Here is a 19018-nt window from a genome sequence, read left to right on the forward strand (position 1 = left end):
AGTTGGTGGGCCTTAGGTCATTGTATGATGTAAAAACTTGTAAATCGGGCCGTTTCGCGCCGACTTGCTGAGCTCCAGGGGGCCGTAAGCGGCTTCTGGCACATCCGGCAAAGGCAGATCGAAAAATCCTCGGTGCGGCGTACGATCGTGGTTACAAGTTTCAAGAAGCGCACGCGCTGCGTCGGCATGGTCAGGTGCTGCTTACGACCGTACTTGCAAGCTCTCAAGGAGCGCGCGCGCCTGCTTGAGGTCCTCGGTTTGAAAGCCTTCCGTGAAGCGGTCGAGAACAAGAGCAAGCTCACGACATGACTGATCCCTCTGTCCGCCTTCGGAGAGCAGACGCGCCAAAGCCATCGTCGACCGAAGTTCCAAGGCGACCGCTGATTGGATGCGCGCGACTTCGATCGCTTCGCTAAGGCAGCTCATGGCCGCCGCCCGGCCCTGCCGCGGCATGGCCGCGAGGATCTGCGCCTTGATCCGCAGAAGTTCGGGCATGTCGTAGGTCGATCCGCAATCCTGCGCGCGCGCAATTGCGCCATTGACCGTGAGAAGAGCTTCGTCCAACTGCCCGGTCATGCGCAGGCCGTCGGCCAGCGCTCCCGCAAATAGCGTGAGCAGGATGTTCAGCTTTTTGACAGACAGGGTCTCCAGCGCGCTCCGCAGCAAATCGAGACCCGGCCCCACTTCGCCGCGGACAAGGGCAAGGGCTCCCTTCAGTCCGAGGCCGGCGGCGCGGTAGGGCTCGAGCGAGTGTCGTCTTGCGTATTCGATGAGCCGTTCGACGTAGTGGCCGGCAGTCCGATAGTCTCCGTTCCAAAGAAAGACCGGTGAACAGTAGGTCAGCGCAACGCAGGTCGTAAGCGGGTCATCTCGGCTCACCGCTCCGTCGACGGCCCTTTCCGCGATAACGCGCGCCTGGTCGGAAAAGCCGCGCAGCCACAACGTTCGGGCGAGGCTAATGGGGGCGTAGATGCGATGATCAAACCCGAAAAAGTTCGGGACGACCGCGTCAGGCTCCGCTGCGCGAGCCATGCCCCGCTCGCCGTAAAATTGGGCGGCGGCCTGGTCTCCCATGAAGTGGTGACATGTACCAAGCATGAAATCCGCGACAATAAGGCTCGCCGGGTCTTCGGCCATGGTTGCGCTCTGCTTCGCGGCCGCGAGCGCGCCACGGAAGTCGCCAAGGCGCATGAGAAGCCGATACAAGCCGTAAAGAAGCTCCAGTTGGTGACGCCGGTCACCGAACGAATTTTCCAGAGCAAGTCCGCGCGCGATCGCGGTACGGACCTGGTCGGCGTTCCCCCGAGTGTACATCGAGGATAGCGCAAGGGCCTCCTGGAGGATCATCTCCCGTCTTGTGCCACGGGCCGCCTCCGGGAGCCACGCAAGCGCCCGTTCGCACCACCGGTCGCACTCCTCAAGCAGCGACAATCCGACAAACAAGGGCGCTGCCCAGGTAGCGAGCTCCACGCCGACCGCGGCATCGCCATCGTCAGAGAATGCCCATTCTAGCGCCGCCCGCACATTGCCAATGTACGAGGTGTATCCCGAAAGGTCACGCTCACCGAACCTCGATTGAACGATCTCGTCATGCTGGAGAAAGCTGCAAAAGAAACTAGCGTGCCGCCGAGCGACGCGATTCGCTTCGCCTCGCTCGACGAGCTTTGCTCTCGCATAGGCGCGCGTTGTATCCAACAGCCGATAATGTGTGGATCTGTGTAGCTGGGTAGTCGATATCAGCGATTTCGCCAATAGGCTGTCGAGAGCCTCTGTAGATCTTGCCTCGTCCGTTTCCGTCTCGGACGCAACAGAACAAGCCGCCTCCAGGGTGAAGTCCCCCACAAATACCGATAGCCGTTCAAGAACAGTCCTTTCGTCCCCGGGAAGGAGGTTATAACTCCAATCGAGCATCGCGTTGAGGGTCTGGTGCCGGGGCAGCGCGGTTCGGCGTCCGTGCCAGAGCAAGCTGAAGCGATTGTCGAGTAGCTCCGCAATTCCACCAATCCCAAGAGTGCCGGCGCGACTGGCGGCAAGTTCGATGGCAAGCGCAATTCCATCGAGCCGGCGGCAGATCGCGGCGACGATTGGCGCATCCGCGTCGCTTAACGCTGCGGTATAACCGCCAGCCGTCGCCCGCTCCATAAATAGCTGAGCAGCCGGATATCCCAATACTTTCGCGGCAGTCGGATTGGCATCGCGGGGTGGGCAATCAAGTGAATGCAACAAATGAACGCGTTCACCTTCGACACGGAGCGCTTCGCGGCTGGTCGCCAGAATATGCGCTTGAGGCGCCTCGCTGACGATCCGTTCGGCCAACAGCGCCGCCGAGCCGATCACATGCTCGCAATTGTCGAGAATGAGGAGGATTTTTTTATCGCCGAGAAACGCCACAAGGCTGCCGAACGGGTCTTGGCTCTGAGTCATAAACCCGAGCGACGAGGCGACCGCCGTTGGGACGAAGTGAGGATTCGTCAAGGCGCTGAGATCGACAAATGAGACCGCGCCGCTGAAACCGCCAAGTAGCGCATGCGCAACGGAAACGGCCACAGTCGTCTTGCCTATGCCGCCTGGGCCGACGATACTCACGAAGCGTCCGGTGATGAGTTCCTGCGACACGGCCCGGACCGCTTCATCTCGACCGACCATCCGTGCCAATCGAGGCGGCAGCTTCCTGATTCGTCCGCCGTCGGCAGTTCCTTCGGCTGTAATGGACGACCCTGCCGGGTCTGAGACTGTCGCGACAAAACAATAACCGCGACCGGCAACGTTCGATATATAACGGGCGCCGTTGTCTCCGTCGCCTAGCGCCTTGCGCAGGGCGGTAATCTGAACGCGGAGATTGGTTTCATCCACCGTCACATTTGGCCACGCAAGCGAGATCAGCTCCTTGTAGCTGACGACCTCGCCGGCCCGCTCTACCAGGGCGATCAGGACGTCCAGCGCGCGTCCGCCAAGCAGTATCCGCTCGCCAGCCCGCTTAAGTAGCCTGCCGGCCACAAACAGCGTGAACGGACCGAAGGAAAACACGTCCCTTGGCTGGGAATTACTACGACCATTCATACAAGCGTTCCGCGTTCCTGATGAGCACCGCGGATATCTTCGCGAAGTGGGCTCATGAAGTGCCTTTTTGGCGCCGAACCCGCGCGCTTTCTATCGTGCGTGCTTGGTCTGATGGGCCGGTTGCCAACACCGCCTCCACTCAGCCGCGGCAGCACCTCCGCTATGAACCGCAATCGCCTTGGGAACAAGGAAGTACATCATAGGACGATGACGTGAGGTCGACAAGTTTGGAATCTGCACAGCGTCTTCCGCTAGGAAGAAAGATGCCGCAGCGCAAGTGCTTCCACTCTGGCATTCCGTACAGGAATAAGCGTTATTGCGGAGGTCGACCTGTCGAAGTCGCGACATGTAGGTCTGATCGCAATTTTTGATCGCCTCACCCGGCGGAGATCATTCCATGACATCGAAGCCCTCCGTAAGTGATTGCCGAACCGGTTCGTACGGCGATCGGGAGGTTCGGCGTCACGTTGAAAGATGTTCCGGCCGTTGAGCTGGGAGCGACGGCCATCAATGCCGCTCTTCAGCGATCCGGCTTGCAGGCCGATGAGATCGGCACGGTAGTCATGGGAAATACAGTGCAAGCCGGTAACAAGTTGAACCCGCGCGGCAGGCGACGATCCATGGTGGATTGCCGGTCCAAGTGCCTGCGATGACTGTGAATCGGGTCTGCGGCTCTGGCGCGGAAGCCATCGTTTCCGCCGCGCACGAAATCCTGATGGGTTCGGTGGATACGGCCATCGCTGGCGGTATGGAGAACATGGACGCAGCCCCGTACCTGGTTGCCCGTGGCCGATGGGGTCACCGCATGGGCGACGTGGTCCTCTACGACAGCGTCCTGCGCGACGGGCTCAACGACGCGTTTTCGGATGCACACTCGGGTTGGCATACGGAAGATCTGGTGACGAAGTTTGAGATCAGCCGCGCAGCCCAGGACGAATAGGCGGTGCGGTCACACCGGCGTTTCACGGCAGCGCAGGCAGCCGGAAACTTCGCTGACGAAATCGCACCCGTTGAAGTTCCTGGGCGGAAGGGACCGAGCGCGTTCAAAGCGGACGAGCATAACCAGCCGGATGCGACAATCGAGGCGCTGAGCAGGCTGAAGCCAGTTCCGCGATGACGGCACGATCACAGCCGGCAATGCCCCTGGGCTGAACACGGCCGCCGCGGCGATGGTGCTGGCGAGCGAGGCTTGGGCAGATAGACGTGGTCTAGCGCCCGTTGCGGCTCGCGGCGTATGGCATCGCTGCGGTCGAGCCGGGTCTGTTTGGCCTCGGTCCGATACCTGCCGTCAAACAAACGCTTGCACGCGCCGGCTGGAGCAACGGCGACGTCGAGCGTATTGAAATCAACGAGGCCTTCGCCGTCATAACGCTCGCGGTCATGCAAGAGCTCGAGCTGCCATCCGACATTGTCAATGTCGAGGGTGGCGCCATCGCACACGGTCATCCGATCGGGGCGACAGGGGCTGTCCTAACAACCCGACTGCTCCACTCAATGCGTCGAGACGGACTCAGGAGGGGTGTCGTTACGATGTGTATCGGTGGCGGCCAGGGAATCGCGCTGGCCCTTGAGATGATCGCTTAGCGGCTGGATCACCATGGCCGCGCGAACCTCAGTGATGCACCACCTCACTCGGCAGCGAGCGCCGTGAGTTCCTCGGCTTCGTGCAGGATCACCCCGGAGAGCGGGTCGAACTGGCCGACCCAGGGCTCACGCGCGAGCACTGACTTAGTGTGGGCGTAGCCAGCGTCCCAACGCTGTTTGATGCCGGCGTAGCTGAAATCAACATCCTTGGTGTGGTCCTCGTGATCGAGTTGCGGAGCAAGCAGCTGCACGACATGCATCCGGGTCTGGCAGCCGTAACTCATCAGCTCACGCATCTCCGGCCTTTCGTGCTCAGCCTCGGGCAATCGCGCCGCGAGTTCGTTGATGACATGGCGCAACCGGTGCGCCTGCTGGTGTCGCGTAATCTGACTGGCCATCCGGCTTGAATATTGGACGTCCTTGTGGCGGTTAAGGACTTCCGCCATCGTGCTCGGCTCAGCGCCTACCGGATTCCAGAGGTGGACCGTGAAGATGAGCGAATCCCTGCGGGGGTCGTCGTCCAGCACCACCTCAGTGGGCGTATTGGAGAGGATGCCGCCGTCCCAATACAGTTCGCCATCGACGCGCACCGCAGGAAACGCCGGCGGGAGCGCGCCGGACGCAATGATGTGTTTCACGTCCAGCTTGCAGCGGCGGCTGTCGAAATACGTCATCTGGCTCGTGCGAACGTGCGCCGCCCCGACTGTGAGGCGAGGGCTTACTTTGCTGATCAGATCGAAGTCGACGAGCTCGGCGAGAGTAGCCTCAAGCGGTGCCGTCGAGTAATAGCCGGCGCGGTCTGCGCCCAAGGGAAAAAAGTCACCGGCATGGGCGAACGGATTGGGCGTGAAGAAGCCGGGTATGCCACTCGTCAAGGTCGTCCAGTAGGACCACTTATCACTAAATCCCCGCAAGACACCGCGAAAGTCCAACTGCGAGCCACGCTGCACCCTGCCCCAGAATTCGATGAGGCGCGGCAGCCGGTCCTGCGGCGCGTTTCCTGCGATCAAGCTGGCATTGATCGCTCCGATCGACGTGCCAACGATCCAGTCCGGCTCGACGCCAGCTTCTTGCAGCGCCTGGTAGACGCCGGCCTGATAGGATCCTAATGCGCCGCCGCCCTGCAGCACAAGCACAACTTGCCCCGGAAGATTGGCGCGATCCAACGCGCGGCTCCGGGAGGCCGGCACTGTCAGCCGTTCGGTCGATTGCTTCATTTGAGACATCCTCCTTCGCTTGTCGTAATTTGCCCGCATCAATCTCCTGACGAAGCCCTGTCAACTATGGAACATGCTACAGGGGGAAGCGGTGTTCACCTCGGCCATAGAAGGCGCACCGCAGCAGCATCTTCAGATGTGGCGCTGCGATGATGGCGAGGCTAGCGATCGCCCTGCCCATTATCGCATAGGCGAAAGGCGCCCTGGCTGTTCCGCTCAGGGTTTGCTTGGCCTGGAGGGCAATGGGGTTCGCTCGGATCTACGGCTCATGCCTGCGCAGGTTTTCCGGACCGACATCGTGGCCGGATGTTCGTGGGTTCTCATCGCTCTCTCCTTGTAACAACCGCTTAGATGCCCAGAGAGCTGCCCAATTCGCGTAGGTCACGGCGGACAGGGCGCCTCCTCCACGCCACCAGACAACGAAAGCCCAAGTCTTTCTGTTGCGTGTGGAAGGCACCATCCCGCCAGCACACTATATGCAGCTACCTCTGCTGTTCACGATCCGAGAGCCTCTGAGCGAAACGTGCCAGGCGCTCCTGGAAGCGACCGATCTGTTCCAAGGCATTTCCCCGCTCCGGTCCAGGAGGTAGCTGCAAGGCAGTTTCCAGAAGTCTCATCAGCAAGACAAATAGATCGCGAACTTCCGCGGCCCTCGGTCTGCATGGAGTGGCGTCGCTCATCCTCTGCTCCTTTCGTCTCGTCGTGCTGCCAGCACATGGCGACGTCCACCTGCGTTTCCAGAGACAGATTTCGACGCTGCAGCGCCCGATGCGCTAATTCTCTGCGTGTCCGGACTTCCAACGCGTTTGACGGCGCAAAAGAAGGATGTTTCGATCGAAGTGGAAGCTGAGATCGCCCTCATCCTTCAAGGAAATGCCGAGGCTACATGCCGACCGACGCTTCGCAATTGGCTGCGGACCAACACGCTTACGCGGCTGTGTTCTTGCCGAGCCTTGGCATGCCATCGAGCTTCAGGCCCACCAGCTCTGAAAGTCGAGCTCACCGGATGTTCCCTGCCAGCTCGCGCTTCCAACCGGACAATATCGAACACTTCCTGCCGATACGCAGCGCGATCAGTAGGCTGTGTTTGGTTCGCAAGGAGGATTCGTCCAAGGCGCTGTAGCAAATGCACCTACACGCGGCGCCCGAATACACGCTCCCTGATGTTCGACCGATGCGGCGCTGGCATGCGCCCCGACCCTGACGTGTCGGAATGCGGTGTGATTCCCCGCGGCGAGCGCCGGAGCGGCGAACGAGGCTGCGGTGAGCAGTGCAATGGTGAGAAACTTTGCCTTGGTCATTTGAGTTCTCCATACATGAGGCGAGCCATTTCACTCGGCCAGGGGGAGGCCCGAAGTGAGGAACTCCTCCCGCGTATCAAGCTAGTGCATGCACACGAGCGGTAAATGCCCGCGAGGATCGAATGTATGCTCGTTCTACTCATGGACCGTTTTGTGAAAGGCGCTCCGCTCCGCATTATCGAAGAGCACTGCCAGATCAGTACCACGTGCAGCTACGAGCACCCGAAGGAGCCCGGGGAGAGGATTGGTATCCGCGGAGTTAATGCTGCACCCGCCTGACAGAGCTATTGAGAATATCGAGCGGAGTCCTCCGCCGTGCTTGGCCGGAGAAAAAGGCCGGCGTCATCGACGGATGACAGGACTATATCGGTCCTGGCATCTTGCCATGTCAGCGGGACCACATGCAGTTTCCCCCGCATCCCACTACCAGTAAGTGCGCGTCATATCGGCGGCATTGGCGCCAGCATGTCCGAACGAGCCATGCTTGGCGCCTTGTATCTTGCAAACACGTGCAAATCGACGGCCCTTACACCCCTTCGCTCTTGCGCATGATGAGGAGATCCGCTTGCCGCGAGACGGGCATCGCAAAGCCGAACATGTTCACAGCCGTGGCCAGCTCCAGATCCCTTAATGGATACTCCGGCTTGGCAGGATCGGTGAACCACCTGCCGACGTCCGACTTTATCACGCGATCGATGTATGGTTTGGGATCAGGCTGATCCCCATTTAGCAACGCCGCTATGTAGTCAGCACAGGCTTGATCCTCGTCGCCATCTCTATCATTCGTAATGCCGGTGATGATGAAGGTCACCGAACTCGGCTCGAGGGACCCGACATAGTCTGCGGTCGCGCGCGCCGTTGGAAAGCCCGTCGCAACGAGGTGCATGGCATTCACGGATCGATGCACACCTTGCGTCCCGTTGCTGGTGCGATGAATTAACCGACGGCCCGCGAGATTCTGCCCGGCGATTTCGGCCGTCGAATTGCTGAAATCAAACTCGGGAACAGCGAGCGTCGCGACCTCACCCATAATGAGTGAACCGGCGAACTTCTTCTTCAAGGCGAGCGCATCGTCGACTTTTGCGGCGAGCACGATGTCTTGAGCTCCGCGGTCGAAAGCGTATGCTGCCGTTGTGAAGGCCCGCAGGACATCAATGACCACCGCCACGCCGGTCGCCTCATGGCTGTACTCGATGTTCACACTCTGAATTTTCATTTACGCATTCCTTGGCCGGGCAAGAGGCGCTATCGACTTGAACTCTCTGACGGCCGCCGTCTGAGCAGCCTCGTTCGGAATGCGCTCCATGGCGGACCCGCCCAGGAAGCCCTCAACCCCGGTCGTCCGGTGAAGTACATACTCAGCCTCTCGCGCGGTCGAAATCGGTCCTCCATGCGCGAAAACCAATATCTCCGGGTTCACTGCCTTGGCTGCATCCGCAATCGCCTGGACATCGCTAACGGCTTGATCGAGCGTACGCGCCTTTGCCGCACCTACCGAGCCGGAGACGGTCAACCCCATATGCGTCACGATGACATCCGCACCGGCCTCAGCCATCTGCCTTGTTGTCGCCGGATCATAGCCCCAAGGGGCGGTTAGCAGGCCCATCTTGTGTGCCAAGTTGACGACCTCGACCTCCCGATCGAGCGACAGACCGGATCCTTCGAGGTTTTCTCGGAAGACTCCATCGATCAGTCCGACCGATGGCCAGTTGAGAACGCCGCTCACGCCGTGGCTCCGGAGTTCGTTCAGGTAATGCGGCCAATACCGGAATGGATCCGTGCCATTGATTCCACCGATCACCGGTGCCCTCTTGACCACGGGAACGATCTCCCGCGCCATCTCCAAGGTTAGAGCGTTAGCGTCACCATAGGCGAGCATTCCAGCGAGCGAGCTCGCTCCAGCCATGCGATACCGTGCTGTATTGTAAATGAAGATCAGATCGCATCCTCCCGCCTCGCAGCACTTTGCCGAAAGCCCGGTTCCGCAACCTGCAGCCATGATATAGCGGCCCGACGCCACCTCGGCTTTGAGTTTGTCCAAGATCGATTGGCGGTCCATCATGCTCTCCTTTTCTCAAGCGCGGCCCTTGGCCTCGTCAATGACCGTGATCAACCGCCTTGCCATGGCAACTGCAAACTCAGGATCGTTGATATGCGTGTCCATTTCGACGACTTCGACAACAGACGGTTCGATATGCAGCTTGATCGCCCGAAACAGAGCCGCATCGGCTTCGGGGTCATAGAATGGCTTGCCCGGCACGTCGATTGATGAGATTCCGCGCAGGGGCAGAAACAGGTGAACGGGCCCCTTTGCCTTGTTCAGTTTTTTCGCCAGGTGCTCTCCGAGCAGCCGGCTTTCCTCAATCGAGGTTCTCATGATTGTTACGTGCGGGTTGTGCCTTACGAACACCCGCTCGCTATGTTCCGGTGGAACTGTCGCGGGTGGACCGAAGTCGCATATGTCGAGCGCTCCAACACTTACGACCTGCGGGAGTCCAGCTTGCCCTGCCGCTTCAAGTCGATTGGACCCTGCACTGTGAATCCCGCCGACGAGCTCATCGACCAGTTCGGTCGTACTCACATCGAGGACGCCTACAAACGTCCCGTCCGCCGCAAGCGACTCGAAGGATTGGCCGCCCGCGCCGGCGGCATGAAACGCCACTACGTCGAATCCCTCTTGTTCAAGAACCTTGCGCGCGGCATCCACACATGGGGTCGTCACGCCGAACTGCGTTGCACCTATGACACCTCGGCCGCCTGCTCTGAACGTAGTTCGCTCAACCTTCGCCATTCCGACGATCGCCGCGGCAGCATTCTCGAGAATTCGCACCAGAAGAGCATTTATCCCTGCTATGTCCGCAAGGGGGTACATCATCGCGATGTCGGTTCCCCCGACATAGGGCCGGGTATTTCCGCTCGCGAGCGTCGACACCATCAGCTTCGGCACGCCGATCGGAAGGCCCTTCATCACCTCAGTGATCGCCGATGTGCCTCCCGAGCCACCGAGTCCGATGATGGCGTCAAATCTGCCCTCATCGTAAAGTCGCCGGACCACGCTACGCCCCCCGTCGGCCATTGCCGCAATCGCGCGGCCACGATCGCCCGCCTCTCTCAAAGCTTCCAGCGTGGTCCCCGCCGCAATTGCAATCTCCCTTGCGGGAATATCCGGCTCGATGGTCGGCTCGGCGGCAACGCTGATGTCGATCATCAGCGTCTCTATCCCCTCCGAGCTGATACGATCCCGCAACCATCCATAGGCTTCGCCCTTGGTGTCGAAGCACCCGAGTAGTACAATCGTCTTTTTAGTCATGGCATCCTCCCTGCGGCCGTTGTTCTCGCGACCTTGTTGGCCGTCTTCTTGCTTCAGATGGGTAGCGGCGTATTGGGACCGTCGGTGAATTCGACGGTGACGAATGAAAGTGGACCCTCGCCGATATTCGTCAGATCATGGGTGATGGACCCATCCGTTCCTGCCTTCAGGTGACGCGTCTCTCCGCGCGCGTACTCAAACTCGCAAACCTTGCCGTCACCGTATCTGGATCGACCGCGCCCGGAGTGACAGCCGTCCAGAAGTAGTCGAGCACATGTCGATGAAACGGTAACCGCTCGCCAGGTTGCAGGTTAATGAGCCAAACGCGGACGCGGTCTGTTTCGGACAACAGCACCTGACCGACGCGTCCGTTCCGGCCGCTTGCAGCGAGCTCGTCCAGAGCTGCTTGGTCAAAATCTTCGGACGGTTCGTTCAACTGAAAGCTTCGTTCCGATATCATTGGCATGACAACCATCCTCGGTAGATTGGACTGATAAGAGAGTTGCAGGCGCACTCGGCGTTCTAGTTGATGTCGCCCGTTCTTCGGGGTCGGCAGGCGCCGGTTCAGTGCGTAGCCATTGGCTCTTCGCGGAAGACGAGTTCGACCAGAATGCCGTTCGGCGTGCGTACAAATAGCCGCCGTTCGTTCAACTCCGGTAGATCCATCGTCGAATAAGGCAGAGCTTGCCGATCCAACTTTCCGCGGAAAGCTCCGTATCCCTCCAGCTTGAAGCCAACGTGATCGATTGTTTCCGCATCGCGACCGACATTGCGTCCGCCGCCGGGAATGAGATGAACAATTGGACGACTGCCGCGATAGAGCCAGTACCCTGGAAACGGAAAATCGGGGCGGTAACCGACTTCAAGGTCAAGTAGACCTTCGAGGAAACGGCGGGTTCCCTCGATATCACTCGTCCGCAGCGTTACGTGGTCGATCTCCATGACCGCTACCCGATGATGCCGCCACCATCGACCCGGATCGTCGAACCGGTCGCAAACGGTGTTGTCAGTGCAAACAAGACAGCATTAGCGACGTCCGAGGGCTGCCCTATGGTCTTCGCCGGCAGCGAAGCGGCGACGCGCTTGAACATCGCTTCACGGCTCTCCGCGTCCATCTTCGACCAAAGCGGAGTGTTGATTACACCGGGGGAAACGGTGTTTACCCTCACCGGCGAGAGCTCAAGGGCCAATCCGCGCCCCAGCCCTTCAAGCGCAGCATTGATGGCGCCCTGAAGGACTGAGGTTGCCGACGGCCGCTCACTCAGAAAGCCCGATATGAACGTCAGGGTGCCGCGCTCCGTAAACCTGGCTGCGCGAGCAATTCGGTAGGCTCCCCAGAACTTGCTTTCCATAGCGCTCTTGGCGTCCTCCAATGAAAGCTTCCGAATCGGACCACCGGGAGTCTGGGCCGCTGATACAACGACATGGTCCCAGGGATCGCGGGACGCAAAGAAGGCGTTGATGCCGGCTTCGTCCCCCGTATCGAGCGATACCGAATCGACATTGCCGTGCAGCTCCTTAACAGCGTCGGCCAACTTGTCAGCGGATCGCGATGCGATCGTAACTTTCGCACCGGCCGCAGCTGCTTGCCCCGCGACCGCAAGGCCGATACCCGAACTGCCGCCGACGACGAGAACACGTTGGTCGTTGAGGGACGCCATCTGCCGATCCTTTCAGTTTCGCCAAGACATCGAGCTGTCCTGCTCGCTGGCGGGAAAGTAGCGACTAGGCGTATCGGCCAGAATAGCGATTGCAGGCCAAGGTCTCTTGCGGTATCAGCAAGAATGTGAGCGACAACCTCCTCGATATGCTTGTCTTCGTACAGGTTGTTCAGGCCGGCAGCTTATCGGCTGCGGCTCGCGAACTGCACGTCTCACTGACGGTGGTCAGTCGAAAGTTGGGACGGCTCGAGGAGAGATTGGGCGTTCGCCTTCTCAACAGGACGACGCGATCGTTGACGCTGACTGAGGAGGGCGCTCGTTTCTACGAGCGCTGTGTCCGAATCCTGGCAGAGGTTAACGATGCTGAGGCAGAAGTAACCAATGGCCTGGATACCGCTGTCGGGTTGCTGCGCGTGACGTCAACTTTCGCCTTCGGTAGCCAACTGCTCGCACCATTGCTCCAAGAATTTCAGGATAGACATCCTGCGCTCCACGTCCATCTCGACACGCGGGACGCTGTCACGAACATTGTCGAGGGAGGGTACGATCTTGCTGTTCGATTCGGCGCGCTCGCTGATTCCAGCCTCATCGCGAAGCAATTGGCACCCAACAGGCGCGTGATTTGCGGTGCGCCATCCTATCTTCAACGACATGGATATCCCCGGACGATAGAGGATCTGCTCAGCCATAACGTGATCGTATTCGGGGATCCGCCGAATAATCATTGGACGTTTGCTGACGGACGAAGCATCACGGTTAGCGGGAAGCTCAGTTCAAACAATGGCGAGCTTGCCCACCGGTGGGCGCTGCGAGGAGCAGGGCTCATTCTGAAATCAATTTGGGACGTTCACGATGACCTGAGATCTGGTCAACTTGAGCAGGTTCTTCCAGACCTCAAGATGCCTGCGGCTCCGATCCACGCTGTTTTTCCCCACAACAGACTGACGCCCGCAAAGGTACGACTGTGCATTGACTTTTTGGCTGACCGCTTACGATCCTTACGCTTTGACCGATAAGTGCTGTCCCAGCCTCTGGCGCCGCTACGGCGTAAAGGGCAACCTCCCGACGCACGTTTCGCTTCAAGGGCTGATTAGAATGCGACTGCCCGAAGACAGAAGTCAGATCATGCCGATCCTCTCCACTGCGACCGACCGCGGAGGTTGCCCGCGATCTCCAACCCCTCAGCCAGGGGAACGACGGGTGCCACGCCGTTGACCGATCGTCAGGGAGTGACCTCGCGCAGTACGGCACAGATAGCTGTCATACGAGCAATTGGGTGCTGAACAAAGCGCGTCACCGCAGCCACCACTGGGCCCACATCCACGTCCGGTGCGCTCGCAGGGAGAAACTGAGCTAGCTCGCGGCCATGTATTTCGGCTTGCCGTCGTACGGCGCGTGTCAGCGCACACAATTCTCCGCTCGCGTGAAGCGGGACCAATAGCGTGCGAGCGAGCGCAAGATACGGCGGCCAGTACGAAAGGTGTCGATACATACTCGCGATCAGCTCCGTGTCGGAATCCTCTCCAAACGTGTTCAGTTCGCTAATGAGACGACGAACGTCCGGGGCAATCTTCTCGAGCGCAGGAAGTGGAGGAAGCACCTCTTTTCGCTCACGAACCGCAGCCCTCGGAAAACTCAGCGTCGCCGCGGGGACTGTGTACGCACCCTCGCCACCTCGTTCTGCAAATCGAACACAAAAGGCCGAGAGGCAAAGAAGCGCCAACACATTTGTATGGTGATAACTGTCAAGTATGGCCCGAATGCCGGATGACGCATCCTCATTAAGACCGGAGTTTGTCATCACGTCTGTTGAGAGGGACGGAATTTTCGGCAGGGCCAATTGCTGGAACACTTGATCGGTTCGAGCGGGTGCGTGCTCCAGATATAGCGGCCTTACGGTTGTCCATACCCACTCCAGCACCCCAGGCATCGTTGCGAGATGCCGCCAAACTAGATTTACGACGCCAACTTCGAGGGTCTCGCGTATATCGGAGAAGACTTTTCGGATCCTAGGAGGCGCGTCTGCCTCGGTTACAGCCGGGAGAGGATCGTGTGAAAACTCTGATGGGCTCATGGGCGAGCGATCACCTTACGGGGATGGAAGTTGCTCGTAACGTACTGCACCCCCCTCGCGTAGCGATATCTGGATGCGCTTCTTTGGCAGATCTCGATATTCCTCGATAGAATGATTGATAGTGCTGCGACCGCTTACCGGATCGCCAATCCTCCCCACCAACTACATCAAAGAGCGGTGAGCCACTCTTTCGTACGAAGGCACGAGATAGTCTGGAAGAACAGTCACTGTGGCTCGCATCGGACCTCGACCCGAACTATCCGGTTCCGGTTCTGCAGCAAGCGGTACACTGCGGCGACGGGTAAATCAAATGATCCGGTTCTGCTCGCCTTAATATCCTATTCTACGACGAACATGTAGATCGACCTGTACCGATTGACCTACGCGATGTATCGCATGGCGTGAAGAGGCAGAAGACAAAGGATCCACGAACTACCCGGCAATCGGCGGCAGCGGCATGACCGCTGCTCGCGTCATCACTAGGCCAACGAGGGCGCATCCCCGTCCTTGGCTTACCTGCGTCCATCGACCATATCAGCCCCGGCGATCTTCGCCGGGTCCGCATCGACGGGAGCCGCCGGCCTTGCGAAGATGTCCCGCCCCCCTGGCTCCTGCATCTTGCGCCACTGCGCCGGCGTGACGCCCATGTGGCTCTTGAAGGCGCGCTGGAAGGCGGCTTCAGATTGATATCCCACCGCCTCCGCCACGGCACCCGTCGAAAGAGACGACTTCCTCAACTCGTTCGCAGCCAGCGTCATCCGGATGTCGGTCAGGAGATCGGAGGCCGATCGTCCGAGCTTCTCCTGGAACTGGCGGGCAAGCGTAGCGCGCGACATATTGCACAGGCGCGCGAGGTCAGGCAGCGACCATGCGCGCGCAGGCTCGTTGAAGAGAGCGGCTACGGCCGGCGCTAGGCGCGGATGACCAGCAAGCGCGAGGAGACCGCGCGGTGCGCCTTCGGCCTCGCTTGCAAACCGCAGTACCAATGCGAACATTGCGGTCGACAGCGCATTCAGCATCGCGCGACCGCCGAGATGATCGTCAGCCGACTCGCCGCGCATCAGGGCGACCAGGCCGGCGAGTTGCGTGGCATTCTCTCTTCCGTCGTGACCGCGGGCATGCACGACCAGACGAGGCGGCAGATAGCTGCGCACAAGGCGGTCGTGCGGGGGCGCGATCGCGAAATGTCCGCACAACAGGTCCAGCCGCTCCCCCGTGCCGGCGTTCTCGCTGATGACGAGATTGAGCTCTTGGCGATTTCGCGCCGGCTTCGGCCGCGCGCCGCTGCCGTCATGCATGACATGGCGCGGATTGCCTGGCAGCAGCAGGATGTCGCCGGTCTGCAGCCGCAGCGGCTTGCCGCCGGCGGGTTCTTCCAAGACGGCCGAGCCCCCGACGACCGCATGATAGGGAATCTCGTTCGCCTCGCCCGGTCCCTGATCGATCCGCCACGGCGCGCCATAGGAGCAGCGCAAGTCCAGACGACCGCGCACCGGCATCAACTCGAACAGCCTGCTGAGCCAGTCCATGGCGATTTTCCTCACGAACCCAACTTGAGACGATAGAGCACATAGTTGAGCAAAATCGACATTACAAGTCTCACATGCCGCTCATATTGTCACTCCGCAATTGTTCACCAACAAAGGAGTGCATCATTTCCCGTCTTTCCGGTCCCAATCTCGAATCCGATGCCGGCCCGTCTGGCCAAGTTTACGCGCAGATTAAGAAGGCGATCGGCAGCGTGCCGAACACCTTTGCGGCCATCGCGGCCCACGGTCCAGCCGCGCCCAAGTCCGTCCTCGCCGCCGATACCGTGCTCGCGTCCGGATCGCTCAGCGAGCGCGATCAGGAAACCATCAAACTGATCATTAGCGGTGCCGCTGGCTGCGACTACTGTGTGGCCGCGCATAGTCTGCTCGGCAAGCTCGCAGGACTGAAGCCTGACGAGTTGATGAACATCCGCGATGGTAAGCCCACAGGCGATGCCGAGCGCGATGCGCTCGCCCGTTTCGTCCGCAAGCTCACAAGCTCTTTCCTCCCCTGCCGGCGATATTCGGTTTGGATCCCGTCGGGAAGGTCGCGAATCTAACGATTTCAGTGCGCATTTGGAAAAAATGGCCGAAACGCGCTCCAGTGATCTCAATAGGTTGCCGGCCATTTCCAAATGAAAGCGCATCGTCCGCAGCAGAATTTGGACCGAACTGGCTCGATGCACTCTGCGCAAGTGGGCGCGTGAGCAGGCGGCGGACCCGGGATCGGCGTTTCCCGGTGGCGAGAAGGACGCCGAAGGTCAGTTCTGCGGCCCTTATGACCCGGCTCTCACCGCGCGTGCCGAGCGCAGTCACCCAAGACAATAGCGGGCTATGGCTAATGAGAGGCGCTTGGGAGAGCCTGCTGGCGGAGGCCAGCGCGCATATCGAGATGGCGCTCGAGCCGGAGATCCAGCGGATCATCCTGCTCGACGGCCCGGCCTATCTGGGCGACCCATCGGAATGGCCAAGCACCAGCGCCTGCCTCGCCTCCATAAGGGCACGGCTTTCTGCGCTGATCGCGGACGGGGTCGTCAGGACCGTCGACGCCGACGCCGCCACGCGATTGTTGAGCGGCGCTGCCTTCAATGCAGCGCTGTGGGTCGCCGCCGGACCCGAGCCACGGGCAAGATTACCGAAGGCGATCGCCGCGTTCCGCATGATGGCGGAGGGGTTGCTCGCGACGAGCGTTCGATAGCGGGATCATCTTTCCATGCACGTCAGGTCTGGCCGAGCCACCCGGCGATCGCGCGGGCACTGTCGCCGTAAAAGGTGCGGTAAAGGTCTTCGGCGACATAGCCGATGTGCGGTGTCGCCAGCACATTAGGCAGTGTGCGGAACGGGTGGGCGAGCGGGAGAGGTTCTTCGGCGAAGACGTGCACCGCGTACCCGCCGATCCGTTGCGCGCCGAGTGTTTCGATCAGCGCCCCCTCATCCACGATCGGTCCGCGCGAGGTTTTTATCAGCCAAGCGTCGCTCTTCATCCGTGCGATCATCGCCTCGTCCACCAGCCGTCGGGTGCGCCGGCTAAGCAATGTATGAATCGTGAGGATGTCCGCTCGCGTGAATAGCTCCTCCTTGCTGACCGCCGTGGCGCCGGCCTCGGCTGCGTGCTGTGCGGTTAGGTTCTGGCTCCAGGCGATCACCTTCATGCCGAACGCCGAGCCGATCCGCGCGACGGCCCCGCCGATCCGCCCGAGGCCGAGGATGCCAAGTGTGCGATCCGACAATTCGCGCCCGAGGCGATGCTGCCAGCCGCATACGCGACGACGACGCTCTCAAGGAAGGTGGAGATGCTCGGGGCCGCGATCGAGGGCGGAGTAGGCCCAATCCTGGACGACTGCGCCCTCGGACAATCCAAACTCTGGCGGTTTCTCGTAACATCAGGACCAGCAGGCCGAAGGCGCTTCATTCGATATTTCCGACACGATCTCCGACGGCGACAAGGAGCCGCGACTTTCCGTGACCGGTTTTGAGGCGTTCCAAGTCAGTCTCGGGACCGGTCTCCCGGCGCGGCCGCCAAGAAGTGGCGGTCGTCTTCAATGGACAGCGGACTCCGAATTTCCAAATGCACTCGCAAAAAAGTCGGATTTCCATAGCAATATCAATTGGCTGGGGCGGGAGGGATCGAACCTCCGAATGGCGGAATCAAAATCCGTTTGATTATTCAAGTATTTCAACGCGCATTTGGAAAAAATGACCGAAACGCGCTCCAATAATCTCAATAGGTTGTAAGCCATTTCCAAATGAAAAACGGATCAGCCGCAGCAGAATTTGGACCGAACTGGGTCGACGCGCTCAAAGGTGCCGTCCTTGCGTGCCGATTTGTCGAACACGGTTACATGCGGCTCGATGCCGTGTTCATCGACCAGCCAGCCCAGCATGTCGGAAGAACCATAGGCACTGTTACCGAGGAGTAGCGATAGGGCAGCTTCTGACCTGCGGGACAAAGATAGACGTCCTCCGCAGCGACATTAAACGAAGTCCTGTTTGCCAAAACGACCTTTGGCGTTGATGCCCGAGGTGATCGGCTTCCGTAGATAGACCGTGACGCCGGCTTCCTCACAGGCCACAATTCTGCTCGCCGCTGTAGTATCCACGATCGGCGACCGCCTCGATGGCCTCCGAACCAATTGCTGCCCGCGCCCGTTCGGACCCAACGTTGGTAACCTCATGCGCAACAATGAGATGATACTTGGTGTCGACGGCACTTTGCACATTATAACCAACCATCCCGCTGCCTCGGCCACTTGTGGCCATCGAGCGAGCATCTGGATCAGTCAGCGAGACCTGCTTGTCTTCGGTCTGCATCATCTGGGCGTTCAGGCTGTTCAAGCGGTCAATCTCCTGACGCAACGTCGCAATCTTCTCGTTAAGCCGGGCGGGTCTTGGCCTCCGGTACCGCATCCCCCTGGCGATCGGCGCTCTGTGAGAGATCGCCGCTCGACGAGAACGCAACGACAGCAAGCTTGCTCAACGCGAGGCGCTCCGCCGTTCGGAGCGTGGCACTTTCCGTGTTGCAGACTATCGGAGAGTCCGGCTTCAGATGTCCGCCCTTGCCGGCGTTGAACGCCTGCACGATGTAGGGCAAGCCGTGGGGGAGCCGCAATTTGCTTCCCTGGAGCGACATCGCTGCAAGTAACGATCAGGCCGCGAGGCAGCGACCGCGTGCTGAAGATCGGTGGTAAAGGTCGCTATGCCACGATCAGCTCGAAGCATGAGGCCGCATGAACCTCATGAGTGTTGTTCGGACCGCTCCCTGCCGGGAGGGAGCGACGCCCG

Annotated in this window: 16 protein-coding genes and 1 pseudogene; 4 read left to right on the forward strand and 13 right to left on the reverse strand. The window is 60.0% G+C overall.

The features are described from left to right. Positions 1 to 201 precede the first annotated feature (201 nt). Positions 202 to 3060 (reverse strand): ATP-binding protein, encoded by a 2859-nt coding sequence (locus ACP2YO_RS34070; RefSeq protein WP_426435501.1) that lies wholly within the window; start codon positions 3058 to 3060, stop codon positions 202 to 204. 419 nt (positions 3061 to 3479) lie between these two features. Between ACP2YO_RS34070 and ACP2YO_RS34075 the strand changes: the two are divergent. Continuing rightward, a pseudogene (locus tag ACP2YO_RS34075) lies at positions 3480 to 4644 on the forward strand (thiolase family protein). 44 nt (positions 4645 to 4688) lie between these two features. Here ACP2YO_RS34075 and ACP2YO_RS34080 read toward each other — a convergent pair. From ACP2YO_RS34080 to ACP2YO_RS34110, 7 genes are all read right to left on the reverse strand, one after another. Further along, positions 4689 to 5861, reverse strand: a complete 1173-nt coding sequence (locus ACP2YO_RS34080) for a patatin-like phospholipase family protein (RefSeq protein ID WP_426435502.1) — start codon at positions 5859 to 5861, stop codon at positions 4689 to 4691. Between the two features lie 1827 nt (positions 5862 to 7688). Further along, positions 7689 to 8378: a 2-phosphosulfolactate phosphatase gene (locus tag ACP2YO_RS34085; protein WP_426435503.1), complete on the reverse strand. Its 690-nt coding sequence runs from the start codon at positions 8376 to 8378 to the stop codon at positions 7689 to 7691. Further along, a complete protein-coding gene (locus ACP2YO_RS34090) occupies positions 8379 to 9221 on the reverse strand; it encodes a phosphoenolpyruvate hydrolase family protein (RefSeq protein WP_426435504.1) in 843 nt (280 codons plus the stop codon). Positions 9222 to 9236: 15 nt separating this feature from the next. After that, the gene (locus ACP2YO_RS34095; RefSeq protein WP_426435505.1) at positions 9237 to 10472 is read right to left on the reverse strand and encodes a Tm-1-like ATP-binding domain-containing protein; all 1236 of its coding nucleotides are present in this window, start codon (positions 10470 to 10472) and stop codon (positions 9237 to 9239) included. Positions 10473 to 10638: 166 nt separating this feature from the next. After that, positions 10639 to 10938, reverse strand: coding sequence for a hypothetical protein (locus ACP2YO_RS34100; RefSeq protein WP_426435506.1), 300 nt, complete (start codon positions 10936 to 10938; stop codon positions 10639 to 10641). A gap of 98 nt (positions 10939 to 11036) precedes the next feature. Continuing rightward, positions 11037 to 11414 carry a glyoxalase gene (locus tag ACP2YO_RS34105; RefSeq protein ID WP_426435507.1) on the reverse strand — a complete coding sequence of 126 codons (378 nt, stop codon included), beginning with the start codon at positions 11412 to 11414 and terminating at the stop codon, positions 11037 to 11039. Between the two features lie 5 nt (positions 11415 to 11419). Continuing rightward, positions 11420 to 12133, reverse strand: coding sequence for an SDR family oxidoreductase (locus ACP2YO_RS34110; protein WP_426435508.1), 714 nt, complete (start codon positions 12131 to 12133; stop codon positions 11420 to 11422). Positions 12134 to 12222: 89 nt separating this feature from the next. On the opposite strand from ACP2YO_RS34110, the gene ACP2YO_RS34115 reads away from it, so the two are divergent. Beyond that, entirely contained in the window at positions 12223 to 13149 is a 927-nt protein-coding gene (locus ACP2YO_RS34115; RefSeq protein ID WP_426435509.1) for a LysR family transcriptional regulator, read from the forward strand. Between the two features lie 1570 nt (positions 13150 to 14719). Here ACP2YO_RS34115 and ACP2YO_RS34120 read toward each other — a convergent pair. Beyond that, the gene (locus ACP2YO_RS34120) at positions 14720 to 15736 is read right to left on the reverse strand and encodes an AraC family transcriptional regulator (RefSeq protein ID WP_426435510.1); all 1017 of its coding nucleotides are present in this window, start codon (positions 15734 to 15736) and stop codon (positions 14720 to 14722) included. 74 nt (positions 15737 to 15810) lie between these two features. Here ACP2YO_RS34120 and ACP2YO_RS34125 point away from each other — a divergent pair, with 74 nt between their 5' ends. Further along, the gene (locus tag ACP2YO_RS34125) at positions 15811 to 16296 is read left to right on the forward strand and encodes a carboxymuconolactone decarboxylase family protein (RefSeq protein ID WP_426435511.1); all 486 of its coding nucleotides are present in this window, start codon (positions 15811 to 15813) and stop codon (positions 16294 to 16296) included. Positions 16297 to 16577: 281 nt separating this feature from the next. Further along, complete coding sequence (locus tag ACP2YO_RS34130) at positions 16578 to 16934, forward strand: hypothetical protein (protein ID WP_426435512.1); 357 nt, start codon at positions 16578 to 16580, stop codon at positions 16932 to 16934. Positions 16935 to 16956: 22 nt separating this feature from the next. Here ACP2YO_RS34130 and ACP2YO_RS34135 read toward each other — a convergent pair whose 3' ends face one another. The 4 genes from ACP2YO_RS34135 to ACP2YO_RS34150 all read right to left on the reverse strand — a co-directional run bounded on the left by ACP2YO_RS34135 (position 16957) and on the right by ACP2YO_RS34150 (position 18845). After that, entirely contained in the window at positions 16957 to 17466 is a 510-nt protein-coding gene (locus ACP2YO_RS34135) for an NAD(P)-dependent oxidoreductase (protein ID WP_426435513.1), read from the reverse strand. Positions 17467 to 17994: 528 nt separating this feature from the next. Beyond that, positions 17995 to 18120 (reverse strand): hypothetical protein, encoded by a 126-nt coding sequence (locus ACP2YO_RS34140; RefSeq protein WP_426443531.1) that lies wholly within the window; start codon positions 18118 to 18120, stop codon positions 17995 to 17997. 178 nt (positions 18121 to 18298) lie between these two features. Next, a complete protein-coding gene (locus tag ACP2YO_RS34145) occupies positions 18299 to 18571 on the reverse strand; it encodes a hypothetical protein (protein ID WP_426435514.1) in 273 nt (90 codons plus the stop codon). Between the two features lie 37 nt (positions 18572 to 18608). Next, positions 18609 to 18845, reverse strand: a complete 237-nt coding sequence (locus tag ACP2YO_RS34150; RefSeq protein ID WP_426435515.1) for a hypothetical protein — start codon at positions 18843 to 18845, stop codon at positions 18609 to 18611. Positions 18846 to 19018: the final 173 nt, after the last annotated feature.

Source organism: Bradyrhizobium genosp. P, assembly GCF_049949265.1.
Lineage (GTDB): Bacteria > Pseudomonadota > Alphaproteobacteria > Rhizobiales > Xanthobacteraceae > Bradyrhizobium.